This is a genomic window from Myxococcales bacterium (assembly GCA_012513515.1).
Lineage (GTDB): Bacteria > UBA10199 > UBA10199 > 2-02-FULL-44-16 > JAAZCA01 > JAAZCA01.
The window spans coordinates 1-25,811 of sequence record JAAZCA010000013.1; the positions used below are offsets into that span (position 1 = coordinate 1).

Below are 25,811 nucleotides of genomic sequence, written 5' to 3' on the forward strand. Positions count from 1 at the left end.
ACTCACTTCTAGATTCTAGCTTCTTGATGTTTTGGTCGATGGTCAATTGTCCATGGTCGAAGTTATTGTTACAGCTAGTTTTTCAGAGGTTGCTTAGGTCAGAGAAGATATGTCTCGATTCGATCAGGCGTTCCTTTAGGACTTTTGTGGCAGGTGTATGGTAAAGATGCTTCCGCGTCCTGTCTGGCTCGATGCCGTGACATAGCCGCGGTGGGCGGAGGCTATGTTTTTCACGATTGAAAGCCCTAGTCCAGTCCCTCCGAGACTGCGGCTTCTCGCCTTGTCGATTCTGTAGAATCTTTCGAAGATCCTGGATAGATGTTCCTTGGGAATTCCGCACCCCTCATCTCTAACCCTTATGATAACCTCGTTAGCCTCACGGTGGGCATTTAGATATACGGAGCTGTCCGGGTTGCTGTACTTGATGGCATTGTCGAGAAGATTGGCTATCGCATGCTCAATGAGAAGCGGATTCGTCCTTAGTTTGAGTTCGGATTGGCAGAAGATGTCTATCTTTATCCCTTTTTGATCGGCCTTGATCGATGCGATCTCCACTGCTTCGGCGAGGAGCTCTTTTGCGCTGACCTCCTCCATAGGGATCTCGCTTTTTTCTATTTCCTGTTCGATCCTGGCAAGCATAAGCAGGTCGTCGATGATCGAGTTCAACCTCTCCGACTGTTTGTAGGCCGTGTGGAGAAAATTTGTTCTGTCATCATCGGAAAGATCTTTTCCCTCGATGACCATCTCCAAAAATCCTACTATAGATGTGACCGGTGTTCGCAGCTCATGCGAAACATTTGATACAAAATCCTTTCGGACGCGGTCGAGCTTTTCCAGGCGATCTCTCATCTTTTTCATGGATTCGCACAGGGAGGATATCTCCTGGCTGCCTGAGTCCGGCAAATGTGCGTTGAAATTTCCTTCGGTAAATTTTTCGGCGGCCAGTTCAAGCTGTTTTACCGGCCTACCTATCATCCTTGCAAACCAGATGCTTATGAAAAGCGCCACCGTCAAGATCGCCAGTCCCGTCATGACTATCTTGTAGTAGAGGGATGTCAGGGATGCCTTTATAAGCGTCAGAGGAACAGCCCCTCTGAGAACTCCGGTCTCTTTTTTTTCGTTCAAAACCGGGACGGCAGTGTATAGCATTTCTTCTCCAGTGGTGTCGCTTAACCTGACGCCGCTGGATATCTCTCCGCGCAGAGCTGCAGCAAACTCCGGCCTGGATGAGTGATTTTCCATCTGTCCGGCCTCGCCCGATGTGTCGCATGCGACTTTGCCATCGGCAAGAATAGCGGTTATCCTCATCCCCTCTATTTCTCCAAGTTCGGAACAGATTCTGCTGAGTGCCATTCCGGAAGGCATGAGATCGACTGCTATCCTGAGTTTGTCGGACATCTTTTCAGAGAATCTGGCGATGTAAAAAGATTTTATCGAACGGGAAGAGAACCACGCGAAAGCTGCCATGCACATGAATATTATGAGAGCGAAAAGCGGAATTATCTGCCAGATCAGCTTGGTACGCCTCATTTGTCCTCTCTCATTCTATAGCCGACGCCGCGGACCGTCTCTATGAAACGCCCCGCCCGGTCCCCAAGTTTTTTTCTGAGCCCTACGACCTGAACATCTACCGAGCGATCGGTCGCGGGATAATCATCTCCGTGAACGCTGCTTACGATCTGGCTTCGCGTAAACACCCTTCCGGGATTTTTTGCCAGCAGGTACAGGAGGCGGAACTCGGTTGCTGTGAGATCGGTTTTTTTACCCTTTATTTCAACCTCAAATTTTTTGGGATCTATGGATATGGAGTGGATTTTTACCGGAAGCTCTGTTGGAGAAGGATCCGGGGAAGTTTTCCTCATTGCCGCTTTCATCCTCGCTGCGAGGATCTTTGGGCTAAAGGGCTTGGTTATATAGTCGCATGCACCGAGTTCCAACCCTGTTACTATGTCGGATTCTTCGCCTTTTGCCGTTAGCATCATGATCGGTACGTCGCGCAATTTATCATCGAGTTTGCATTCTTTGCAAATTTCGAGTCCATCCCTGCCGGGAAGCATTATGTCGAGTATGACGAGGTCTGGTGAAAATTTTCGTATTTCCTCTACGGCGATCTCTCCGGATGCAATTCCCTTGGGTTCAAATCCTTCGCGCAATGAAACCTGGCTGACCAGTTCCCGTATTGCGTCGTCGTCCTCAACTATCATTACTTTTTTCATACTTCGGGCAGCCCTCCGATGGGGATGAGTATCAGTTTTGGAGCTATTGTCTAGGTGCTTTGATCGATTCGGATCAGTATGCCTTGGAAGTCGGGTCCAGAATCCGCTGGACTTAGGCCTCGCCGGACATATAATCCTGCGCCTCGGTGGATATATGCTCAAAATAATATTATTTCCGCTTCGAGTCCTAGCCTTTTTAATAGGTTATATCTCGTACAACTTCGAAATTGCATCGGACTGGCTGGTCGGGATTACCCGCAAAAGCGAGTATTTACGAAAGGGTTCCTGCAATAAATGTGGCAAATGCTGCATGCTGCTGGCCTTGCAGATTCCGCGATGCTTGGCGCGTTTTTCCGGCGCGCGCAGGATGATATCGATCTGGCACAAGTTTTTGATGAACTTCAATTTTGAGGGATTCGAAGAGGGCTGGATGCTTTACAGCTGCGGCTATTTCAATCATGAGCGAGGGAGTTCTGGAGGATGTTCCATATATCCTTTCCGCCACAGAATATGCAGATTTTTCCCACGCCAAAAGCTCTATGGGCACCCATCGCTGGATCCTGAATGCGGATATCGGTTCGTCGGCAGAAAAATTTCATCTGCCAATTTCGCTTCTTCCGGCATGACGTTCAATGAACAATTACGCGTGGTGCGTGAAAAGATAAAGAAATGAAATGGGAGAAAATTGGAAAAGTTTTCGTGGCGTGTGAGCAAGTCGGCTTTCGCCGCGGGCCGGTCATGTGACGTCATATATGCGTTGAGATTATTTCGATCTGGTGTAAAGTGTTCTGCCAGGGGGGGCGATGAGCGTAGTTACCGACAATCTGGGCTTCTGGTCGAGCAGGGCAAGGCCGATTGTGGGGCTGTCGCTCTGTGCCGCATTTGTTATCTTGCACCTCCTTCCTCTCTCGGCGGTTTTCGGAGGGGATGCGGACTATAATTTAATTGCTGGGCTTTTCGCCTCTTTGCCTCTGTATAATGTCGCGGATGCTATTCTCGCCTTGCTGGTTGTGGCGCATGCCTTCCTGTCGGTCCTCTCGATATATTACTCCTCAGTTGCCCCTGCATCTTTTTTTTCATCCGGGAATCTCACCTACGTCATCGGAAGGGTTTCGGCGGTGGCGATTGTGCCATTTGTAGCGTATATGATGTACGTGACAAGGTTTTCTCCAGGTGCAGTTCCGAGCGGCGCCGCCGATTTCAGTTCAATCTCATCTGTGATCTCATCGCGTTCCGAGTTCGTTTTTTTTGTATGTGGTTTCATAGCCTTTGGAGCCTACATAGCCTGTGCGTTGAGGCTCGTATTATTTCAATGGGGATTGCTCGCAGGCGCACGATCGAAAAGGTTTTTCTGGATTTTTACGTCCGGTGCAGGTTTTGTCGTAGCGGTGTGGGGTTTGCTGGTTCTTTTTGCTTTTAGGGCTTGATTGGAGATTAGATGCCTTCGGAACGAAAGAGAAAGATTCTCATCATAGGCGCGGGGCTCGCGGGGCAGATGGCCGCGGTTGTTGCGGCAAGGGCCGGTGCCTCTGTCACTATTACCTCAGTGCTCGAGCCGATGAGGGAGTATTCCTGCGAATTTTTAAACTCTTTCAACGTCTCGTCCGGCCGAAGTGAAAAATTTTTAGAAAGCTTTTTTTCGAAGGCTCTGGAAACTTCCTGCGGCCTTGCAGATTCCAAGATGCTCCGGTCGATGTGCGAGGCTTCGCGCAGCATGGCTGTATGGCTGGAAGATATCGGTGTTAGGTTCGATCGGGATTCAAACGGGCTGGTGAAAGAATGCGCCGACATCAGATGTGGATTTTCAACTATTCGCTCCGGCGAATTTACATCCCGCAGAATATCGCTGGCTTTATTTGGCGAGCTGTTGAAGCTTTCCTCTTGCGGATCAGTTTTTATGATGAACGGGTGGGAGTTTCTTTCACCTGTCATCGGCGATGCCGGCAGGTGTTGCGGTGCGGTGTTTATAAATAAAAAGAGCATGGAGATAAGGGCGATAGAGGCGGATGCTACCATAATGTCCTTCGGAGGATATTCTTCGATATATTCACCTACGCTTAGGTCCTCTTTTCTGGATGGGTCGGCGCTAGTCTCATCAATGCGGGGTGGGGCCAGGGCTGTCAATCCGGAGTTCATGTCTTTTGCTGAGTGCCATCATGATGATCATAACGAAGATAGCACGCCGGCTGCCTATTTCAGCCTTGGCGGCCTGGAGGTTGACCATTTCCACAAGTGTTCCGTAGTAGGGATGTACGCGGCCGGAGAGGCTGCTTGCGCCTATCACGGAGCCTCGTTGCTGAGTGGAAACGAAATTCTCTCTGAAGTTTACGGAGGATTTGTGGCGGGTAGTAGCGCTGCTGCAGGAGAGGAGGATGTCGGTCATGCCACTCCGCCCTCCCTTTTGGAATCAGCCGTTGCGGCGGAAGAGAAACTCAATGCCAAGATAGCATCTCACGAGGGGAGTGAGAACGCCTATGTCATAGCCCGGGAGCTTTCAGAGCTCCTTTCATCGGCGGGGCGCTTAGTCGGCGAGGCGGAACATTCTGCCGATTCATCTTTGAAGATAGCCGAACTGAAAGCACGTTTCAACTCGGCTCCGCTCGGTGATAAGATAGAATGGTGCAATCAAAACTTACTGTTCATGCGGAGGCTGGAAAAAAAGTTTGATATGGCCAAGATGTTAGTTGCAGCATGTAAACTGAGGCGCGAGAGCCGCGGAGTTTCTGGGAAGCCGGATCTTTCGGAAGGGTCTGGCGAAGTCGCTTCGAGGAGCGTTGCTATCATTGCATCCGGTGAGGTCGAGGTTTCCAATACGGTTTAAAATCCGCTTTATCAGGAGTCCCTGGATGAAAAAAGGGGAATTGGAAATTTTTTTGAAGGTGAAAAGGCAGGATGGTCCGGATGGAATATCCTACTGGGAACGCTTTGAATTTTCGGTTCCAGCAGAGACTACGGTCCTCTCGTTGATTTCGAAAATATCCGAGGAGCCTGTCACGGACGAAGGGAAACCATCCACCCACGTATGCGTAGAATCTTCATGTGGAAGGGGGCTCTGCGGATCTTGCTCAATGCTTATCAACGGGCGCCCCATGCTCGCATGCAAAACCATGGTTTCGGATTTGGATTCCAGAATAACTGTAGAGCCCCTGGCGAAATTTCCCGTCATAAGGGACTTGGTCACCGACAAGTCTTCGATGTGCGGGGATTTACTTTACCACGAGCTTTGGAGCGGTTGCGAATCTCTGCCCTCCGACGATGGCGGCTCTCCTGATTTTGCCAGATTTGAAGCGGGGCGGCAGCGCCTTTCAGCCTCCTTTATGGACTGTTTGATGTGTGGGGCCTGCGTCGAGGTCTGTCCCAGTGTCACTTCAAGGTCAAAATTTCCGGGCGCATGGCTTTTTAGCGTAATGCTAGGGATGAGCCTCAATTGTTCGGATTTATCCGCTATCAAAAAAATGAGGCGCTCAGCTGCAGGGCCGGAGGGGCTTTCCCAGTGCGAGGGGGTGGGAAACTGCTCCGAATTTTGCCCCATGGGGCTCAGGCTCTCCGATGCCATGGGAATCGCAGGTTTTGAGGCGGCGGTCCAGTCTTTGATTGATTTTATAAGGGAAGAGAGCTAATTCCCTAACCTATCTGAAACATAAAAGGAGGCTTTAATTATGAAAAGATATCTTTTTCTGCTGTTGATGTTGCCGGTCATTTTTATTGCCTGTGAAAAGATGGATTCTGCCGTAGAAAGCGCGACCCCTCCGCCCGACGCCGTAAATGACCATGTCGCGACCCCTTTTCAAGGGACTATGAATCCGGGCGCCGTTGCTACCATCGTCATCGGCGAGGCTTCATTTTCTGTGGAGATAGCGGAGTCCGACGAGGAGAGAAGGTTAGGGCTCATGAATCGTGAATCGATCCCTCCGAATTATGGGATGTGGTTTGTGTTTCCAGAATTAGTTCGGGAACCTTTCTGGATGAAAGATACTCAGATTCCTTTGGACATAATATTCGTCGGCGACGATATGAGAGTGGTCGATATCATCAAGAACGCTACGCCTGGATCTGAGGATCTTCTCAAATCAAAGGATCCCTACAGGTATGTTTTAGAGGTCAACTCCGGTTCTGCCGATCGATACGATATAGAAGTTGGCGATGCTGTCGAAAAGAGGGTTGGTCCTAAATAATATTTAGGATTGAAGCCATTAAGATTAAGATGACCTTACCGTTCCAACAATAACTTCGACCATGGACAATTGACCATCGACCAGAACATCAAGAAGCTAGAATCTAGAAGTGAGTTACCAGTCACGGTCGTTGCTGGATCTCCGATAAAGTCACTCGGGGATGACGACCTTCTCGTCACTCGGGGATGACGACCACACTGTCATTCCCGCGGTTTTAAGCTGCCGCTACCGCGGGGTTCCGACCGCTCACCAGTTACGAGTCACCAGGCAGGCGACTGACGCAGATAGCTTTTAGAGTCGCCCTGAATTTGCTGATTTTTCAGAGGTTACCTAAGGATTCCGGGTTTTCTTTTTGTTTGTTATCCAATCCTCTATTCGACCTTTTTCTCCTCGGCAGGAGGAGTTTCGGCTTCTGCAGCCTTCGCGGCTTTTTGTTCTGCTGCTTTCATCTTAAATTTTTCCAGGACTTCCTTTTCGGGTTTCTCCTCTTCGTTTTTCTGCCCCTCTTCCTCGGCGTAAACTATCGTGGCGTCCTTTTTAAGCTTGGTGAGTAGATCGCTTTTGGAGTCGCCACGCATTTTGAAAAGTATGTTTTGCTCGGCATCGCCGAATGGCTCAACTTCGGCGGCCTTGGTCACCATTATCAGGTGATAGCCTTTTGCAGTCTTGATCGGACCGGAGACCTGATCGACGCTCATCTCAAAGGCCTTCTCCACGAGAGGGGCCATTCCACGACCAGCCAGCCTCTGGTCGTCCTTGGATACCATTCCCATATCCCCGCCTTTGGATCTCGTGGCTATATCTTCCGAATTTTCCCTGGCGATTTTTGCAAAATCCTCTCCTGCCTCTACCTTTGTTTTTAATTCCTCTACGATCTTCAGGGCTTCCTGTTCTGTGCGAACCTTAGGGCCCTTTGCTGATTTTTTGGCTTTTTTGATCTCCTCAGGGGATTGGTATTTTATCATCACCTGGGACATCTTGAGCTTTTTGAATTCTTCAGGGTGCTCGTCGTAATATTTTTTCGCTACCTTTTTGAGGTCGCTTTCCACAAGCGACTGAGCGATGATCACCTTCCTGTATAGGTCTATCTTTGCCTTCACTTCCGAATCGCGATTGAGCCCCTGCTTTATCGCTTCCTGATAAAGGAGTTCCTGTTCGACGAGATTTTCGATGACTCCCTTTCTGCCGATCGGGCTGAGTAGCTGGGCCTTTATCCTCGGGTTTATATCGCCGAGTAGGTCAAGGTCACCTTGGGTGATCTTGTTTCCATTTATATCCACCACGACTTTGCCTGAGGATGATCCTCCGCCGCAGGCAGAAACAACGGAAACGACTAGCGCGAGTACGACAACGAGGCTTAATTTTTTCATGACTCCCCCTTGAAAGGTTTATTCGAGCGCGGTTTATACAACTTGCCGGTCTGACATGTCAAATAAGATGAAGCCCGAGGGTTTCTGGTCAATACCTTATTTGAAAAGCGGAGAACTCTCCTGCAGGCTCTTCCCATGAAAGATCGAATTTATCGACTTTTGCCGCTGGTGGTCCTTTTTGACACCACCTGGCCAGCTTTTCGAGCGACTCCTTCTTCCCTTCAGCCGTGATTTCTACCCCTCCGTCGGGAAGGTTTCTTACAAAGCCGGTCAGCCCCAACGCTTTGGCCTCTTTTTCGGTGTTGGCCCTGTAAAATACCCCCTGAACCCTTCCTCCAACCCTTATTTTTATTCTCTTCATGTTCGAATGGATGCCAGCATTATCTTGCAAAATCAAGCTGTTGTTGTAGCTATATCAGGTGCGAATAATCTGTCTGGATGTAGGCGAAAAGAGGATAGGGGTAGCTGCCAGCGACCCGTTTGGCTGGACGGCACAGCCCGTAGAAGTTATCACCAGAAAAAAAATATTGAATGATTTCAAAAGGATAGAATTTTTATGCAGGGAACTTTCGGCCGAACTTCTGCTTATTGGGATACCCCTTGATGCCGAAGGGGGGGTTGGCTTGCAGGCTCGCAAGGTGCGAAAGTTTGCCGACAAGCTTCTATTGCACCTTGAAAAATCCGGGATTACGATTCCTATGGAGTACTGGGATGAGAGATACTCCACCGCCGAGGCGGAGCGAAGGCTCGTCGAAAGCGATCTCTCTCGCGCTAAGAGAAAACGCGTCATAGACAAGATGGCTGCGGTTGTAATCCTAGAGGGGTATCTCTTTGCAAACGGGGATGGAAAATAGTTTTGCAGGGGGACGGAATGATAAAAAAATTTTTCAAATTTATTCTTCTGCTGACCTTCATCACCGTGGCCGTGGCGGCCCTCTCATTTTATGTGGCGGCCACCAAGTGGAGGTCCCCTTCCGATGCCGAACTCGATGTGAGGCCAGGTTCTTCCCTCAGGAGTATCGCGGCGCAGATGCACGATGTGGGAATCATAAGGGTCCCCAAACTTTTTGAACTTTACGTCAGGTCGAAGGGGGCGGGTGGAAAGATGAAAGCGGGGATGTACGATTTTCCGGCTGGTATGAACATGATCGAGGCTGCAGGAAAGCTCATCAGCGGAGATGTCCGCGCATACGACTTCACAATCATAGAGGGTTGGAACATAGAGGATATAGCGAAGGCCCTAGTCGGCAAGCCGTTCATAGTAAATGATGATATGCCTGCGGAGTTTAGGAGGCTTGCGCGCGACGAATCGCTCATGGACGAGCTCGGCATTTTTGAGGTCCCCTCTTTCGAAGGGTTTTTATTTCCGGACACATATCGATTCGACTATCCTCTCTCCGCAAAGGATTTCATAAGGCGGCTAGTATCGAGGTTTGATGAGGTTTGGCGATCCGTGCCCTCCGGAGGGGATGGAAGAAGCAGGAACGAGATCATCACGCTTGCCTCTATCGTGGAAAAGGAGACCGGAATTCCATCGGAGAGAGCTTTAGTTGCGGGCGTGTTCATGAACAGGCTTTTGAAGGGGATAGCTCTCCAGAGCGATCCGACGATCATCTACGGTCTTTCGAATTTTGACGGCAACATCAGGAAGCCCGATATATCCAATCCTCATCCATATAACACCTATGTTCACCGCGGGCTGCCGCCTGGCCCAATATGCAATCCTGGCAGGGCTTCAATCATAGCAGCTATGAACCCCGAAAAGACTGAATATTTCTATTTCGTATCGATGAATGACGGCTCACATCACTTTTCCAAGGACCTCGCAGAGCATCTCAAGGCGGTCAGGAGATATCAGACCTTTCGGAGCGATAAATGAACGAAAAGAAGATTCTTATTTCAAACGGGAGCGTCATCTGCGGGAATGGAAAGGTTTTCCCCAAGGGATGGATTCTGATCGACGGCGGAAAAATTTCCAGAATGGGTTCTTCGAAGCCCCCTTCTTGCGGAGAGAATACGATAGTTCTGGATGCTCAGGGGCACTATGTTATGCCCGGTTTTATAAATGCCCACACTCATCTGTACAGTCAGCTCGCGCGCGGTATCCCTGCGGGCAGGATGAAGAGTTTTGGACAAGTTCTCAAAGGGCTATGGTGGAAGCTCGATCGCGCTCTCACGCTCGAGGACGTGTACGTGAGCGCCACGCTTGGTGCGGTTGAGGCTATCAAGTCCGGAGTTACCACGGTAGTGGATCATCACGCTAGCTATGGCGCTATCACCGGTTCACTTGGCGCGGTTTCAGAGGCCGTATCGAATCTTGGAGTGCGCGCCTCTATCTGTTTTGAAATATCCGACAGGTGCGGCAAAGGGGCGCGCGATGAGGCGGTGGCCGAGACCGGGCTTTATCTGGAGAGTTTGAAAAATCATCAGGCGAGCGATCCGCGTTTTCTTCTCAGGGGGATGGTGGGATTGCATGCATCCATGACCCTCTCGGACGAAACCCTCGAGCAGGCTCTCGAACTCATGGAGATATTCGGCGTAGGGGCGCACGTTCATGTTGCAGAAGGAATTGAGGATGTAAATGCGACGCGAAAGATCTGCGGTCTTAGCCCGGCAGCTCGCTTGGTCAGGAAGGGAATCTTGAATCCGAACTCCCTTGCTATTCACTGCGTCCACGTCGACGAGGAGGATATCAAACTCATAAAAAAGGCCGGATGTTATGCCGTGCACAACCCATCTTCCAATCTCAATAACGCGGTTGGAGTTGCTCCATTTCTAGCTCTCTGCAGGGGCGGCGTTCCGGTCGCTATAGGAACTGACGGAATGAGCTCGGGCGTGGCCTGTGATATAAAACTGGCGTCGGTTCTCCATAAGCCTGGAGCCTTGGATGCGCAGGCTGCTTGGAATGAAGTCGAAGGCGCCGTCCGTTTCGTTGCTCCGCATATGGTTTCCGGAATGTTTGGCTGCAGCGTGGGCGTTTTGGAAAAAGGTGCCGCTGCAGATGTAATAATAGTCGATGATGCGCCGCCAACTCTTCTTGACGGAAAAAATTCGTGGGGGCACACTATTTTTGGCGTGTTGAATGCGCGGGTGCGCACCACGATAATCGACGGAAAAATTCGGATGCATGATTTTCAAATGGCTGATATAGACGAAATTTCTCTCTCCAATGCTGCGAGGAAGCTTTCGAAGCGGCTTTGGAAGAGGATCATTTGAAAATATATACTTTTACCGGCGTCTGTGCCGACTAATTTTTGATCGATGGAGGTTGTCAATGGTTAAAGAACTTGTTTGGGGCCCCACCTACGATGAGATGCTCGATCCCTCAAAGATTCCACACGCTGTTCGGAGCAAGGCGATAGAAGCGCTGGAGGGAGATCCGCTTTCGCCGCTCAATCTTTACAATATTTCCTGGAAGGATTCTTCCAACAGGATACGTCATATCGTTCTTCCCAAGGAGCTTACCGGGGTTGACGCTGAAATATGTGTGATAACCGGGCGGGGTTTTCCAACCGGCAGCCACAAGGTCGGTGCGACCTATTCGTGCACGGTTGAAAAACAGATCGCTGGCGAAATAGAGCCTGGCAGACATCGCCTTATATGGCCTTCGACAGGGAACTTTGGAGTGGGTGGCGCCTACGTCGGTGAACGAATGAACTACGAATCGCTCGTCATTCTTCCTGAAGAGGTAAGCAAGGAGCGCTTCGAAAAAATTGCCTGGTACGGAGCTAAGTACTTCAAGACGCCGGGGTGCGAATCAAACGTGAAAGAAATCTATGACAAGACGCACGAGCTGGAGCAAGAGCCAAACACCATCACGGTGAATCAGTTCACCGAGTTTGCGAACTATCGTTTTCATTACTACGTGACAGGCAATACCCTCGTCGAACTCTTCGAAGAGTTGAAACGCAGGGGCGTCGGCAGCAGGTTTGCCGCGATAACTTCCGCTATGGGCTCGGCCGGCACCATCGCCTGCGGAGACAGGGTGAAGGAGAGCCATCCCAGTTGTCGCATAATCGGGCTTGAGCCTGTGCAGTGCCCGACGCTCTACTCAAACGGTTTTGGGGGGCACGACATACAGGGGATAGGGGGCAAGCACGTCACATGGATTCACAATACCGACAACACCGACGCGATGATCTGCATAGACGAATGGGATTCAAAAAAGGGGATGCAGCTCATTCATGAAGAGGTCGGGACCGAACTCCTTGTCAGCCTCGGCGCGGATAGAAATGTGATGGAGGAGATGAAGGACCTCTTCGGCATATCCGGTATATGCAATATACTAGGGGCGATAAAGGCCGCGAAATTTTATGGATTTGGAAAAGGCGATATACTCTTCACCATTGCAACTGACTCTATCGACAGGTATTACAGCATTCTGGATCAGATGAACAAATTGCTTGGGAAGATGGACAAGGCTGAGGCCGAACGGAGGCTTGTTTCCATATTTCACCGACAGGGGACGGACTATGTGCTTGAGGGAACGAAACACGCTCACGACTGCTGGGCCAACCTGAAGTATTACACATGGGTGGAGCAACAGGGCAAAAGCGAGGAGGAATTGCGCGCCCAGAGGTCTCAGGAATATTGGAAGAAGCATCTGGCCGGGATCGCCGATACAAACAGAGCTATAATTGAACGCAGAAGGTTTTAATTTTTTGGAGTGTACAGATGGAAGCTGTCAGAAACGCCAAGATATCTGCGCTGGATGGAAATTCAACGCGCTTGGTTGATATCGCGATCAAAGATGGTATCGTCGCTGAAATTCTTCCCTCTGGTACTGTGCCGGCATCTGATGATGCGCTGGATGCCAAAGGGATGCTTCTCCTTCCTGGCGCTCTCGATCCCCATGTTCATTTCGATACCCCCGGTTATACCGACAGGGAGGATTTTTCCTGCGGTTCGATGGAGGCGGCTTCAGGTGGAGTTACGTGCGTTATAGATATGCCAGACACCTCCGTTCCTCCGGTTACCAATAGAAAAAATTTTCAGGCCAAGCTGAAAGTCATCTCCGAGATGTCGGTGATAGATTTTGCGCTCTGGGGCGGGATCTCCGGCAATTCGATCAGGCAGGCGAATTGGAAGAAGGATGTACAGTCCCTGATCGATCTTGGCGTGGTAGGATTCAAGACCTATCTGCTCTCCGGCATGCGAGAATTCGAAAATCTCTATCCCCTCGAGCTCGTCGAGGCGATAAAGTGCGTGAAGGACTTGGGTTCCATAGTCGGACTTCATGCCGAGGACAGGGAGTTCGTGCAGAAGAAGATGGCCATGCTGCAGACCGCAGGGCGATTCGATCCTAAGGCATATTATGAATGCAGGATGGATCCTTCCGAACTCAATGGCGTCATACAAGGTGTTTCCATCGCATCAGAGACGCGATGCCCTTTGCACATAGTCCATCTTGGGTCGGCCAAGGGGCTGAAGGAGATAGTCAAGGCCCGTTCATCAGGAGTTGATCTTACATGCGAGACATGCGCTCATTATCTGGCTTTTTCATTCGAGGATCTGATCTCCATGGGGTCCGTGCTAAAAACTGCTCCGGTGGTCAAGACCTACGAAGATTCCGCCGCTCTCTGGAACGCTGTCTGCGATGGGACGATCGACTTCGTTGCCAGCGATCATGCTCCTTGCAGGGATGTTGAAAAAAATACGGGAAGCATCTGGACCGATTACGCCGGCACCCCCGGCACTGGCCTGATGTTCCCATATATCTTTTCGGAGGGGTATTTAAAAGGGAGGTTCGATCTATCCAGGCTCATCCAGCTGACATCTTCTTCCGCTGCCAAGCGGTTCGGGCTTTATCCTAAAAAAGGCGCTATTGCAGCAGGCAGCGATGCGGATTTTATGATTGTGGATGAAACTAAAAAATGGACAGTGAAGGGCTCAAGTTTTTTTTCAAAGGGCCACCTCACTCCCTTCGAGGGAAGGGAATTCACGGGGAAGGTTGTAACTACAATCTGCCGGGGCAGCGTCGTCTATGATCATAGGTCTGGATTCAAAGTTTCTCCCGGGTACGGAAAGTTTGTGGATAGAAAACATTAGGAGGTCGTCATGTCGAATATCTCAATGCAAATAGCCCGTCTTGCCGAGTCACTTTCCACCAGCATCGCGAATTTTTTGGCGGATATAGTTTCTATCCCTTCCCTCTCCGGAGATGAAAAGAGGGTGGTCGAGCGCATAGGTCATGAGATGAAGGCGGTAGGTTTCGACGAGGTCCGCGTCGACGGACTGGGGTCCGTCATCGGGAGGATAGGGAGCGGAAAAAAGATAATAGCGATGGATGCGCATATCGACACGGTGGATGTTGGGACGCGCGAACTTTGGGACTTCGACCCTTTCGACGGGCACGTCAAAGGAGGCAAGGTGTGGGGACGTGGCGCCGCCGATCAAAAGGGTGGAATAGCTTCGCTGGTTTACGCCGGCAAGATCATTAAGGAGCTTGGGCTTGAGGATGATTACACGCTGCTGGTTACAGGCACCGTGATGGAAGAGGATTGCGATGGACTGTGCTGGGACTATCTTATCAGGGAAGAAAATGTGAGGCCGGATCTCTGTCTCATTACCGAACCCACGGGGCTCAGAATATATCGCGGCCACAGGGGCCGTATGGAGATGAAGGTGAACGTTAAGGGGCTGTCATCACACGGATCAGCGCCCGAGCGCGGCGACAATGCGATATACAAGATGGCCCCGCTTGTTCTGGATATAGAAAAACTCAATGCTGAACTTCAGCCTGACACAGAAAATTTTCTCGGCAAGGGCACCGTCGTCGTGAGCGATATATCGTCGGTCAGTCCTTCGCTTTGTGCCGTGGCCGATGGATGCTCCATACATCTCGATAGAAGGCTTACTGCGGGCGAGACAAAGGATATAGCAGTTGGACAGATACTCAACATAGTCGGGCGCGCTGGCGGCAAGGTGAGTATCCCCGTTTATGACAAACCGGGATACACTGGCAAGTCTCACCCCATGGAGTCATACTTCCCGACTTGGGTTACTCCAAAGGATCACCCTGCGGTTCGCGCCGCAGTTTCGTCATATGAAGGGCTCTTCAATTCCAAACCCGTCGTGGATAAGTGGACCTTTTCTACCAACGGCGTGACGGTCATGGGGGTCCACGGAATTCCTTGCGTAGGTTTCGGCCCCGGATTCGAAGAACAGGCGCATGCTCCGAATGAATGGACTCCTGTCGAACATCTCTGGAAGGCCGCGGCATTTTATGCGCAGTATCCCAAATCATATCTTTCTTTATAGCGTGACTCAAATGAGGGTTATTTGTAAGTTTTTGCTGCGCTTGTAATTTTGGATGTCCTGATATAGTGCTGATACACAAATAGAAGGGAGGCATCATGTCATCTATGAAAGGAAGGCATTTCATTACAACGCAGGATTGGAGCAAGGCGGAGCTGGATCGTGCGCTCGAACTTTCCTTTGAGCTGAAGGAAAAAAAGAAAAGGGGAGAGATTACGGACTGGCTGAAGAATCAGACGGTTTTCATGATCTTCTACGAACAGTCGACGCGCACCAGAAATTCCATGGGCTGCGGGATAACCCAGTTGGGCGGGAGTTCACACGATCTGACTCCTGACAAGATGCAGCTCTCTCACGGTGAAACGGCGAAGGATACCGCGCAGGTTCTTTCGAGGATGGGGCACGCCATCGCATGCCGCAACTGTTTTTATGATATAGGCAACAAGTACCTTCGCGAGATGGCTAAGTGGTCCGACATCCCGATTCTGAGCCTTCAGTGCGATGTTTATCATCCCATGCAGGTTATGGCCGATACGATGGTGATGCAGGAAAAGTTCGGGAAAAATCTCAAGGGGCTTAAAGTTACGATCAGCTGGGCATATGCAGAAAGTCATGCCAAACCCGTCTCGGTTCCGCAGTCCCAGCTTCTTATGTTCGCGCGCTACGGGGTGGATATCACTGTTGCCGCTCCGAAAGAGTTTCCGCTTCAAAAAAATATAGTTGAACAGGCCCGAAAGAATGCGGCGGAAGGCGGCGGTTCGATTCGTTTCGTCGACGATATGGACGCCGGGTTCGAGGGCGCCCAGGTTGTCATTCCCAAAAACTGGGGAGGCTTTGCGCACTTTGATAAATGGAACGACAGCGATGAGCAGAAGCACGAGATGAAAGCAAATCTAGAAAAATATAAGAGCTGGATCTGCGATGAGCGCCGCATGAAGCTCGCATCCAAGGACGTGAAATACATGCATGCGCTGCCTGCCGACCGCGGGAAGGAAGTCACTGATGCTGTTATAGACAATGAAAACTGGTCCATCGTAATAGACGAAGCCGAAAACAGGCTACATACCGCCAAGGCGGTCATGGCCCTTACAATGGGCGGGATCTCTTGAGACTATGGCAGAAGAGAATAACAGCGAAGAGGCTTTGATCGAAGAGACGATAGGCGATCTCTCCGAGGCGGAATGGGCTCCGGCGCTTACCGTGATATCGGGGCGCGGTGAAGGTAGCTGTATTCCAGTCGGCGATGGCGAATTTATAATAGGCAGGTTAAAGGATTGCGGCCTTAGGGTAGATGACAACTCCGTTTCGCGCAGGCACGCGAAGATAGACCAACGCCACGGGAGGTTCACAATAACGGATCTAGGGAGCAAGTGGGGGACCAAGATCAACGGTCAGGCCGTAGATCGCGCTGAAATAAAATTCGGCGACAAGATCGAAATCGCGGGCACTCTCATCAGTTTCGATCTCAAGAGGAGGGCCGAGTTCTGTCTGAAGAAGGGACGCGATAAACTGAAGATGTTTATCATCGCGTTGGCTGTTTTGGTATTTGTGGGAATCGCCGCGATTGCGTATTTCAGGTACAACGTTCAACAAAACATGTCTATGCCCGGCGGCGATGTTCTGGCGCAGATCATGAGCAATTATGACAGTGGAATCTACTACTACAATAAAATTGACTCCGATCCTGTCAAGAACAAGCAGCTGTGCCTTGAGCATATGAACGCGGTGGTCGATCTCGATCCCACCGGCAAGACGCGCTTTTCACGCAGCGCCAGAAGGATAATCGAGGGGTTGGAATAGTTGCATGTTCCGTACGAGGATTTGATGCGCAAAGATTTGTTTACCGAAATTCAGGCGAAATTTGAGGCTAATCGCTGCCTGATGTGCGCTGATGCTCCGTGCAGTTGCAACTGCCCCGCAGGGGTCGATGCGCGCGCTTTCATCAGAAAGATACGATTCGATAATCTCGATGGTGCAGTCAGGCTTCTCAAGAACTGCAATGTGCTTTCCGCTTCCTGCGCCTACATATGTCCGACCGGTTCCTCGTGCGCGGGTAAGTGCACGTCGGCACAGCTTTCTACTCCGATAGATATAGCGGGGCTGCAGAAATTCGTGATGGAATACGAGCGCAAGAGGGGGATGATAGTTCCTATTTTGGTTCCCGCAGATAAGGGTCCCATCGCAATCGTAGGCTCCGGACCGGCAGGTCTCGGATGTGCGGCCAAGCTGGCTTCGCTAGGTTACAAGGTCAAGGTGTTTGAGAAAGACGGCAGAATAGGCGGGCTTCTCACTAGCACAATCCCTTCATTCAGGCTTCCGAAAGAGGTCGTTGAATTTGAAATCGAGTTTATAAAAAAGCTCGGTGTGGAATTTGTAACCGATAAAAAAATAGATGATCCCAGGCTTCTTTTTAAGCAGGGTTTCAAGGCAATATTCATTGGAACCGGGCTTGTCAAATCGAGAGTCGCTGAATTCATAGGGGAAGATCGCCCGGGGGTTTTTCAGGCGCTGGATTTTTTGAGGAGCGCCAAGCTGGGAAAAATTCCAGATATGGGCCGCCGGGTTCTCGTCATCGGCGGCGGCGACACCGCGATAGATTCCGCCCGCGTCGCGAAGAGAGCGGGCACGGAATGTTTCATACTGTACAGGCGGATGCAGAACGAAATGCCTGCCTATGAAGAGGAGCTAGATGCGGCATGGCACGATGGCGTCGAGTTCTATTTTCGCGTCATTCCGAGATCTGTCGTTGGAAAGGACAGAATCGAGGGGCTAAAATGCGTGCGCGTGAAATGGCATGAGAAAATCGCTGGCATGAAGCAGGGCTATGATGTCGAAGGCCCCGAATTCACGATTTCATGCGACAGCGTGATCGTGGCTGCCGGGCAGGAGCCTGAAACGAATTTTGGATTGAGAAGCGGAAGCTCCGGCCTTATCGCGCTTGAAAAGGACTCGTTCAAAACATCAGAAAAATTCATCTACGCAGGAGGCGATATTACCTGCGGCGGAGGAACTGCTGCGCGCGCCGTTGGAATGGGAAAGCTTGCCGCTATCGAAATCGACAGCGATCTTTCATCTGCGTAAATTGGGGAACTATGTATCCTGATCCTAAAGCTGATCTGACGGTCAATTTCTGCGGGGTGAGTTTTGAAAATCCATTCATCCTCGCTGCGGCTCCACCCACTGACGATCTCGATATGGTGGCGGACGCATTCAAGGCAGGATGGGCCGGTGCGGTCTTAAAGACCACATCGGTTGAGGGGACTGAAGTTGATCTGGCATATCCCATGATGAGCGGCATCGACCTGGGCAACGACAGGCTGATGGGTATGGGAAACATAGACCTGATAAGCGAGCATCGCGTCGATGTGGTAGAAAAAAGAATTTCCGAGTTGAAGAGGAACTTCCAGAGCAAAGTCGTCATCGCTTCGGTAAGTGGCAGTTCGAAGGAGAGCTGGCAGGAGGTAACGCAGCGGGTGATCGCTGCTGGGGCTGATCTCGTAGAATGCAGCTTCTCCTGTCCGCAGGGTTCACTCGGGCTTAAGGCTGGAATGATGCTTGGGCAGGACCCTGTCGCATCGGCATTGGTAGTCGACTGGATCAAGAGTTCCGCCGGGGAAACGCCGGTGATAATAAAGCTGACTCCGCAGGTTGCCGATATCGCCGAGATAGCGATGGCTGTCAAAGATGCCGGGGCCGATGCTGTTTGCGTAGGCAACACGCTTCCGGCGCTCATGGGTGTTGATGTAGAAGACTTTGTTCCGATTCCGAACGTCTGCGGCAAATCGACATATTCCGGGCTCTCCGGTCCTGCCGTGAAGCCCATATCGCTGAAGTGCATATCCGTTATATCCAAGGAGGTCGGCATCCCAATAGCCGGCAGCGGAGGTGCGGTGAGCTGGAGGGATGCCCTCGAGTTCATCCTCGTTGGCGCCGGCGTCGTCGAATTTTGCACCGCCGTGATGCATTACGGATATGACATCATAGACGACTTGAAGGAGGGGCTCTCCTTTCACCTGGAAAGGCTGGGTATCTCTTCCGTGGCCGAACTCCGTGGTCGATCGCTCGAGTTTATAACTTCACACGACGACCTGACTCGCGCCAAGTGGCGTCCTTCGATAGATCTTGAATGCTGTGTCAAATGCGATGCCTGCGTGATCGCATGCCGCGACGGGGGTCACCGCGCGATAAGGGCCGATGATGATAGAAAGCCGGAAGTGGACGACGACAAGTGTGTGGGTTGCGCGCTTTGTTCCACGATGTGCCCGGTCAGGTGTATAAAGATGGTTAAGAGGGGCTGAGGATAAAAGGGTGGTCGTCTGATGAGCAAATTTATATTTGAGTGCATAGATTGCAAGAAGCATTACATTCCCAGCGATGTCGAGTACCTATGTGCCGAATGTGAAAAGTTGAATAAGCCGATGCAGCCTCTAAGAGGTATGCTACGCTGCATATACGATTACGGAAATATTTCAAAAAATTTTTCAAGGGTTGAAATAGTCACTAGCGAGAAGAAAAATTTTTCACGCTATCTAGATATATTGCCGATAGATTCTCCCGATTCAATCCCCCCTCTTGTTACGGGGCCGACTCCGCTTCGCCGCGCCATGAAGCTCGAACATGATTTTGGAGTGGATGAAATCTGGATCAAGGACGACACTGTTCTGCCGACCGGATCTTTCAAGGACCGCGCTTCTTCGATGGTCGTAGCAATTGCTGCTGAAAAGGGAATCGAGACCATAGCTACCGCATCTACGGGAAATGCGGCTACTGCCTTGGCAGGAATGGCTGCTTCTGCAGAACTTTCTAGTGTCATCTTCGTTCCGGAATCAGCGCCGAAGGCCAAGCTGACGCAGATAGCGGTCTATGGAGGGCGTCTTGTTCCGATAAAGGGGAACTACGATCAGGCGTTTGAACTTTCCACAGAGGCCTGCCGCGAATATGGATGGTATAACAGAAATACCGCTTACAATCCTTTTACAATCGAAGGAAAAAAAACGGCAGCTCTTGAGATATGGGAGCAGATGGAGTTTTCCGCTCCCGACTGGGTCGTGGTTCCGACAGGCGACGGAGTTATCCTAGCCGGCATTGAAAAGGGATTTTCAGATCTTCATCGAATGGGGCTTGTCGAAAAGATGCCAAAGCTCGCCGTCATTCAGGCGGAGGGGTGCCAGCCGATAGTTAAGAGCTTTTTGTCAGGTAATCCTGAAATCGAGCCGGAGCTGACTCCCAGGACGATAGCCGATTCTATCTCCGTCGGAGTCCCGCGTGCGGGTAGATGGGTGATGCAGGCGCTCTCTTCCTGCGGAGGAACCTGCCTCGCCGTTTCGGATGAGGAGATAATTTCGGCGATAGCATATCTTGGATCCTCCATGGGCGTTTTTGCCGAGCCGGCCGCCGCCACTGCTGTTGCGGGTCTGAAAAAGATGATCGAGTCGGGATCGATATCGGGGGGGGAACGAGTCGCAGTGCTTGTAACCGGGAACGGTCTAAAGGATGTGCCAGCGGCTTCACAGTCTGTCGAGTTTCCTCATTCGATAAGCCCCGATCTAAAATTGCTCCGGAAAATCATATCCCGCTGATTCATCCGATAGGCGAGTATCGTTTATTTCTTCGGAAGGGAGAAGGTGGTGAGCTTCCATTCGCGCAGGTCGATGCGCAGCACCCTTCCGCGAAGAGGGGGCTGGGTTTCAGTGATCAGGGATATCGTTTCATGCGCCTGCATCGATGCGGTGACAAAGACGATCGGAGCGGGATTGTCCAAAGAGGATTCCTCTCCGGTTTTTGAAGCGAGTTCCTCTTCGCCGTATATTCCTTCGATGCCGGAATCTCCGGGAAAGATCGTCATGAGCTGACCCATGTGTCCGGCTACAGCTGCATGAACCATCGGCATCTGTAGAATGCGCGCCGCTTTCTGAATTTCAAAGCGAAGGGATATGGAGTCGACGCAGTCGCATATCACATCCGTTTTATCTAGAAGTCTCTGTGCGTTTTCGGCGGTTAGTTTTTCATCGATAGCGATTATGTTGATGTCGGGATTTATATCGATGGCGCGTTTTTTCGCGATCTCCGTCTTTTTTGTTCCGATATTTTTTGCTGACGAAAGAAGCTGGCGGTTCAGGTTGGTTTGGTCGAAAACGTCGTAGTCGATTATCTTTATGTTGCCGACCCCGGCGCGGAGTAGATTCTCGAATAGGACGCCGCCGAGACCGCCAGCGCCTACGATAGTCACATGCGAATTGAGAAGTTTTTTCTGTCCTTCTTCCCCAATTTCTCCGATATTTTTTTGGTATCTTTCCGGTATCACGCCCACCTCCAGAGGCGCTCGGTCATGAGCATGGGATTTTCCGGATGAGGGCCTATTATGAATTCGAGCGTAGCTTTTTCGTTCCGCACAAATCTGCGAGGCTCTATCCCTATGATTCCCTGCTCCCAGTGTGTTGGCGCGGAAAATGGTGATGCGTCGGTGATGTCGCTTTTTCCCCAGAATGCCTTCGGCCAAAGCGCGAAGCCTTTTATTTCACAATCGGAGATGCATTTTAAGGATTGCTTAACGTGAATCGAATCGGAGAAGCTCTCTTTGAAATCCACCGCAGCGAGAAGAGTAGGTTCGGTCACGATGTGATTCGAGTCGGCTTTGCCGGTTTCCGAAATACGGTTTGTCGCCGGAATTTTGGAGAGCCCCGCCCCCCAGAGCTGCAGCTTCTGTGGAATGATGGTTCCGTCAGCGGAGAGAAAACGTTTTTTGGCATCAATCAGGGTAGAGAGTATGTTTTCATCAAAGGCAAAGCTGCCTACCGTTTCGCAGATTATTACATCCGCGCGGCATCCTATTTCGGAATTGAATGATAGCTGTTCGTGGAATATGATTTTTTCGTGAAGCCCTGCTGTGTGCGCGTTTTTCCTTGCCATTGCGATTGCTTCAGTATCGATCTCTATCGCATGAACCGTCTTGGCTCCGCATTTTGCAGCTTCGATGGCCAGTATTCCGAGGCCGGTTCCTATATCGACTACGATGTCGCCTGCCTTTACCGTATTGCGGATAGCGGAAATCAGCGGCGCTGTGCGCAGCGAATCCCCGATCATGCGGGCATGTCTTTCCTTTGAGGATGGCATGAACTCTCTCCAACAGGATCAGCCGGCGCAGAACTTCTCGTAGAAAAGTCCCCAGCGCAGCCCTCTGTCGCTTACGGTTATTTCCCTTAACCCAAGATGTTTCATCACTTCGTGAAACAAAACCGCTCCGGCGAATATCACCTCTGCCCGCTCCGGCTGCAAGCCCACAAGCTCTTTGCGCTCCTCCACGCTTCTTTCGCGAAGCTCGTCTATTATCTTGGCTACGGCATCGATGGAGAGCTTCTGCCCGTGGATAAGCTTGCTGTCATACTTTTCCACTTCAAAATGCATCGCCATGAGGGTGGTCGCTGTTCCTGCGGTGGCGATTACGTTCTGGGTTTCGGGAGAGGTCTCAATCGGCACGTCGTGCAAAAGGTGGTCGAAGATGGAGGTCCTGAGCTCGCTTTCGTCGTCATCGCTGACCGGATCCGAATGTATAAAATCTTCCGTCAGAGAAACGGAACCGATAGGCAAACTCGCTATTTCGAGAGGCTTCGGTCCCTTTATAAATTCTGTTGAGCCGCCTCCGATGTCTACCACTATTATATCTTTTCCGAAATCGATTGAGGAGGCTTCGTATGTCAGACGGGCTTCCTTTTCAGCGCCCATAATTTCGATGTCGATGCCGAGCTCGCTTTTTACTCTTTTTATGAAGGCGAGAGCATTGCTCGCCTTGCGAAGCACCTCAGTGCTGATTGCCGTTATCTCCGCTACATTGAAGGTTCCGCATGTTTGAAGGAATGATTTCAAGGCTGCGATCGTACGTTCTTCCCCTTCTTTGGAGATGCATCCGGTCTCAGTGAGTCCTTCGCCGAGCCTGGTTATCATCACTTTTTCCGTTCCGAGTTCAATCGCGCCGTTGGATTTTTTTTTAGCCACCAGCATCAGAACCGAGTTTGTGCCTATGTCGATCACGGCGCGCATGATCAGTCCGCCTTGGGGCCCCAAGCCGGCAGCAGCCCGTTCCCCTTGGAGATTCGCGTCTGATTGGAGCCGTCGGATCTCATGATGTAGATGGCGGCGCCTCCGTCGCGCGTGGAGGAAAATGTGATCAACCTTCCGTCAGGTGAGAAGGTCGGGTGCTCGTTGCTGCCTGTACCTATGGTCAGACGCTGTATGTTGCTGCCGTCTGGATTCATTATGAAGATGTCGAACGTTCCCATGTCGCGTCCTGCGAAGACTATCTTGTCCCCTATCGGAGACCAGTCGGGCATATCGTTCTGATAGCCGACGAAAGTAAGCCTGGAAATATCCTCCCCGTTCGATGACATCTTAAACAAGTGGAGCCCTCCAGCGCGTTCCGAGGAGAAGACGATCTGATCTCCTCCCGGGGACCATGCGGGCGATATGTCGATGTTGTAGTTTGTCGTTACGCGGTTCATCTTTTTTCCGGAAGGGAGCATCGTGTAGATGTTGGATGAACCGCTTATCGAAGATGCGAAGGCAATCGTCCCGCCATCGGGAGACCAGGCCGGAGTGATATTCGAGCCCTGTCCGTTGGTGATCCTCTTTTGGTCTTTCTGGCCGAGTCTGGTTATGTAAATGTCTGGATTTCCGTGGTGATAGGAGGTGTATGCCAGGCTTCCTCCGTCGGGAGACCAGGCTGAGCTCAGCGTAATGGATTTATTGTGCGTTATCGCGTAGGGCTTATAGCCGTCCATGTCCATGACGAATACATCCTTGGTCTTTTTTCCGGTTACCGCTGTGAAGGTTATCTTGCTGTTGAATACTCCGCGTATTCCGGTGAGCGCCTCCATGATCTCATCTGAGAACCTGTGCACTGCCCTGCGCATGTTTTCCTTGTCAACTTTGTACTGTTTTCCGACGAGCATCTCCCGGCTTTGGGTGTCGAAAAGGCGCAAGGTGATCGTCATCTTGCCGCTCTTTGATTCTACCTCACCCTTTACCATCGCCTGCGCGCCTATTGCCGACCAATATGCGAAACGGATACTTTCATCGGAGCTTCCCTCCTCCCTAGCGACGTCGCGGAACAGCTCGGTGGGAAGGACGTTGAAATATCCCGACAGGGTCAGGTCGTTGCGAATTATCGAGGAGATTTCCCGTCCGGTTCCGCCGCCGCGAAGGTCGGTGACGGCTATCGGAAATTTCTGATCCGATGGCTGATCTACGGGGATATAAATCCTCGCGTATGCAGCTTGGGATGCGAGCATGCAGAAAATTGTCAGCAAAAATATTTTACGAAACATATTGGTGTTCTCCTAATGGCTGGAAACTATCGTATAATGGGGACGATGTTTCAATGGAATTTTTAATAGCTGGGTTTAAGACGTGGGTCAAACTCGATAAGGAACCCCTCGTTGTATGCTTCCCAGGCCAGCCTGTCGGGCGGCTTTGGGAAGGGGGAGGCTTGTTTTACGGCCCTTACCGCAGATTGGTCGAAGGTCTGATTGCCGGAGGGAGATTCCCACCTGATCGTAACGACGTCGCCGTCGGTGTTTATCATGACCTCGATTTTGGCATTTAAATGCTGGCTTCCCTCTTCGATGAATTTGCCGGGGACGATCCATTCCCTGATTATCTTCGCCCTCACCATCGCCTGATACTTCAGGTATTCGGGATCGCTCGGGAGCACTTTCAGCGGTTCGGTGCCGGTGCCGTATTTATAACCTTCGGCGCTATCCTTTATCTGCGAGGCCTCCGGAACTATGGTCCTGCCCTTTACCTGCTTGTCTATCTTGGCTAGGGCATCGCGAATTTTTCGGTCGGTAGTCGATAACTGAGGCGGTTTTTTTTCCTCCTTGCCGTCGTTTTTGCGCGTTGTCTTTGCATCTACCTTGGGCCTTTCGGCAACGGCCTCGCCCTTTTTCGTTTTGTCGTCGGGGGGAGGGGCGGTCATCTTGGGCTCCATCGTCTCCTGCCGGATTTTTTCAGGCTGGAAGAGTTGTTTCTGTTCCTCGATGGTGCTGCGCGGAAGGTTTTCCGCTTTCTTGAGGCCTAGCCCGATTTCCTCGCTAGTTCCCTTCGGAAGGTCCACCCAGACCGCATCTATTCTCATCGGCCGTTCGCCGAACATAGATAATCCGAGATTGGGGGCCGTGATCAGGATGATTATTGTAACGATATGCGCGATGGCGGATATCATGAGAGGCGTCTTGAGCGCCTTGGCGTTATGGCTGGTGAGTCCTATTTCGAGGTATCTCTTCAATTTAATTCTTCCAGGTTTGTTCCCGAGAAATGCAGCATCGGAAGATCATCTCAGTCAAGCCGTTCCTCGCATCTTAAAGGGAGTTTCCTTTTTCAGGTTGTGTGATCATGCCGATCCTGTCGACACCCGCCTTTTTTGCGATGGACATTATCCTTATCACATCTCCATATCTGAGGTCGGTGTCTGCCTTGATGAAGAGGTCCTTCTGTTGCCTTTGCGAGAAGATGGCGGAGAGCCTTCCCTCGATCTCATCCATCGGTATCATTATCTTGTCGTCACCGATGTAGATAGCGCCGTTGTTCTGTACGGTCAGTATGATGTCCTCTTTCGCTCTTTTCAGGGCCGGCGCCGAGGCTTCAGGAAGATTTACGGGCAACCCCTGCTGGAGAAGAGGGGCGGTTATCATGAAGACGATAAGAAGCGTCAAGGCGACGTCAACGAGCGGAGTCACGTTGATCTCCGATAGAGATTTCATCTTTCCCCATTTTCTTTCCATTGCCATTTGAGAACCTCT

Annotated in this window: 26 protein-coding genes; 16 read left to right on the plus strand and 10 right to left on the minus strand. The window is 51.0% G+C overall.

The window, feature by feature from the left end:
- Positions 1–135: 135 nt before the first annotated feature.
- A complete protein-coding gene (locus tag GX659_02550; protein NLD27669.1) occupies positions 136–1,530 on the minus strand; it encodes a HAMP domain-containing protein in 1,395 nt (464 codons plus the stop codon).
- Positions 1,527–2,216, minus strand: coding sequence for a response regulator transcription factor (locus GX659_02555; GenBank protein NLD27670.1), 690 nt, complete (start codon positions 2,214–2,216; stop codon positions 1,527–1,529). The genes GX659_02550 and GX659_02555 overlap by 4 nt, the downstream gene beginning before the upstream one ends.
- Before the next feature lie 154 nt (positions 2,217–2,370).
- Between GX659_02555 and GX659_02560 the strand changes: the two genes are divergently transcribed.
- From GX659_02560 to GX659_02580, 5 genes are all read left to right on the plus strand, one after another.
- Positions 2,371–2,889, plus strand: a complete 519-nt coding sequence (locus tag GX659_02560; GenBank protein ID NLD27671.1) for a hypothetical protein — start codon at positions 2,371–2,373, stop codon at positions 2,887–2,889.
- Between the two features lie 130 nt (positions 2,890–3,019).
- Positions 3,020–3,643 carry a hypothetical protein gene (locus GX659_02565; GenBank protein NLD27672.1) on the plus strand — a complete coding sequence of 208 codons (624 nt, stop codon included), beginning with the start codon at positions 3,020–3,022 and terminating at the stop codon, positions 3,641–3,643.
- 11 nt (positions 3,644–3,654) lie between these two features.
- Positions 3,655–5,037, plus strand: coding sequence for an FAD-binding protein (locus GX659_02570; protein ID NLD27673.1), 1,383 nt, complete (start codon positions 3,655–3,657; stop codon positions 5,035–5,037).
- Positions 5,038–5,062: 25 nt separating this feature from the next.
- Positions 5,063–5,836, plus strand: a complete 774-nt coding sequence (locus GX659_02575) for a 4Fe-4S dicluster domain-containing protein (GenBank protein ID NLD27674.1) — start codon at positions 5,063–5,065, stop codon at positions 5,834–5,836.
- A gap of 39 nt (positions 5,837–5,875) precedes the next feature.
- Positions 5,876–6,391: a DUF192 domain-containing protein gene (locus tag GX659_02580; GenBank protein ID NLD27675.1), complete on the plus strand. Its 516-nt coding sequence runs from the start codon at positions 5,876–5,878 to the stop codon at positions 6,389–6,391.
- A gap of 371 nt (positions 6,392–6,762) precedes the next feature.
- Here GX659_02580 and GX659_02585 read toward each other — a convergent pair whose 3' ends face one another.
- Positions 6,763–7,761, minus strand: coding sequence for a hypothetical protein (locus GX659_02585; protein NLD27676.1), 999 nt, complete (start codon positions 7,759–7,761; stop codon positions 6,763–6,765).
- An 88-nt stretch (positions 7,762–7,849) separates the two neighbouring features.
- Positions 7,850–8,122: an acylphosphatase gene (locus tag GX659_02590; GenBank protein ID NLD27677.1), complete on the minus strand. Its 273-nt coding sequence runs from the start codon at positions 8,120–8,122 to the stop codon at positions 7,850–7,852.
- 58 nt (positions 8,123–8,180) lie between these two features.
- On the opposite strand from GX659_02590, the gene ruvX reads away from it, so the two are divergent.
- The 11 genes from ruvX to thrC all read left to right on the plus strand — a co-directional run bounded on the left by ruvX (position 8,181) and on the right by thrC (position 20,597).
- Positions 8,181–8,615, plus strand: a complete 435-nt coding sequence (gene ruvX, locus GX659_02595; protein NLD27678.1) for a Holliday junction resolvase RuvX — start codon at positions 8,181–8,183, stop codon at positions 8,613–8,615.
- A 17-nt stretch (positions 8,616–8,632) separates the two neighbouring features.
- A complete protein-coding gene (mltG, locus tag GX659_02600; GenBank protein ID NLD27679.1) occupies positions 8,633–9,640 on the plus strand; it encodes an endolytic transglycosylase MltG in 1,008 nt (335 codons plus the stop codon).
- Entirely contained in the window at positions 9,637–10,977 is a 1,341-nt protein-coding gene (gene ssnA / locus GX659_02605) for a putative aminohydrolase SsnA (protein ID NLD27680.1), read from the plus strand. Before mltG ends, ssnA begins: the two co-directional genes overlap by 4 nt.
- Positions 10,978–11,035: 58 nt before the next feature.
- Complete coding sequence (locus GX659_02610; GenBank protein NLD27681.1) at positions 11,036–12,418, plus strand: pyridoxal-phosphate dependent enzyme; 1,383 nt, start codon at positions 11,036–11,038, stop codon at positions 12,416–12,418.
- A 17-nt stretch (positions 12,419–12,435) separates the two neighbouring features.
- On the plus strand, positions 12,436–13,809 hold the full coding sequence (allB, locus tag GX659_02615) for an allantoinase AllB (GenBank protein NLD27682.1): 1,374 nt from the start codon (positions 12,436–12,438) through the stop codon (positions 13,807–13,809).
- 9 nt (positions 13,810–13,818) lie between these two features.
- The gene (locus GX659_02620; GenBank protein NLD27683.1) at positions 13,819–15,021 is read left to right on the plus strand and encodes a YgeY family selenium metabolism-linked hydrolase; all 1,203 of its coding nucleotides are present in this window, start codon (positions 13,819–13,821) and stop codon (positions 15,019–15,021) included.
- A 92-nt stretch (positions 15,022–15,113) separates the two neighbouring features.
- On the plus strand, positions 15,114–16,127 hold the full coding sequence (locus tag GX659_02625) for an ornithine carbamoyltransferase (protein NLD27684.1): 1,014 nt from the start codon (positions 15,114–15,116) through the stop codon (positions 16,125–16,127).
- 4 nt (positions 16,128–16,131) lie between these two features.
- Positions 16,132–16,818 (plus strand): FHA domain-containing protein, encoded by a 687-nt coding sequence (locus GX659_02630; protein NLD27685.1) that lies wholly within the window; start codon positions 16,132–16,134, stop codon positions 16,816–16,818.
- A gap of 24 nt (positions 16,819–16,842) precedes the next feature.
- On the plus strand, positions 16,843–18,099 hold the full coding sequence (locus tag GX659_02635; GenBank protein ID NLD27686.1) for an FAD-dependent oxidoreductase: 1,257 nt from the start codon (positions 16,843–16,845) through the stop codon (positions 18,097–18,099).
- Between the two features lie 11 nt (positions 18,100–18,110).
- Entirely contained in the window at positions 18,111–19,316 is a 1,206-nt protein-coding gene (gene preA / locus GX659_02640) for an NAD-dependent dihydropyrimidine dehydrogenase subunit PreA (protein NLD27687.1), read from the plus strand.
- 21 nt (positions 19,317–19,337) lie between these two features.
- Positions 19,338–20,597, plus strand: a complete 1,260-nt coding sequence (thrC, locus tag GX659_02645; protein NLD27688.1) for a threonine synthase — start codon at positions 19,338–19,340, stop codon at positions 20,595–20,597.
- Positions 20,598–20,620: 23 nt separating this feature from the next.
- Here thrC and GX659_02650 read toward each other — a convergent pair whose 3' ends face one another.
- The 6 genes from GX659_02650 to GX659_02675 form a co-directional block, all read right to left on the minus strand.
- Positions 20,621–21,322: a HesA/MoeB/ThiF family protein gene (locus GX659_02650; protein ID NLD27689.1), complete on the minus strand. Its 702-nt coding sequence runs from the start codon at positions 21,320–21,322 to the stop codon at positions 20,621–20,623.
- Complete coding sequence (locus GX659_02655) at positions 21,319–22,131, minus strand: methyltransferase (protein ID NLD27690.1); 813 nt, start codon at positions 22,129–22,131, stop codon at positions 21,319–21,321. Before GX659_02655 ends, GX659_02650 begins: the two co-directional genes overlap by 4 nt.
- Positions 22,132–22,149: 18 nt before the next feature.
- Entirely contained in the window at positions 22,150–23,055 is a 906-nt protein-coding gene (locus GX659_02660) for a Ppx/GppA family phosphatase (GenBank protein NLD27691.1), read from the minus strand.
- A gap of 2 nt (positions 23,056–23,057) precedes the next feature.
- Positions 23,058–24,338: a Tol-Pal system beta propeller repeat protein TolB gene (gene tolB / locus GX659_02665; protein ID NLD27692.1), complete on the minus strand. Its 1,281-nt coding sequence runs from the start codon at positions 24,336–24,338 to the stop codon at positions 23,058–23,060.
- Between the two features lie 62 nt (positions 24,339–24,400).
- Positions 24,401–25,297 (minus strand): cell envelope integrity protein TolA, encoded by an 897-nt coding sequence (locus tag GX659_02670; protein ID NLD27693.1) that lies wholly within the window; start codon positions 25,295–25,297, stop codon positions 24,401–24,403.
- A gap of 73 nt (positions 25,298–25,370) precedes the next feature.
- Positions 25,371–25,799: a biopolymer transporter ExbD gene (locus tag GX659_02675; GenBank protein ID NLD27694.1), complete on the minus strand. Its 429-nt coding sequence runs from the start codon at positions 25,797–25,799 to the stop codon at positions 25,371–25,373.
- Positions 25,800–25,811 lie beyond the last annotated feature (12 nt).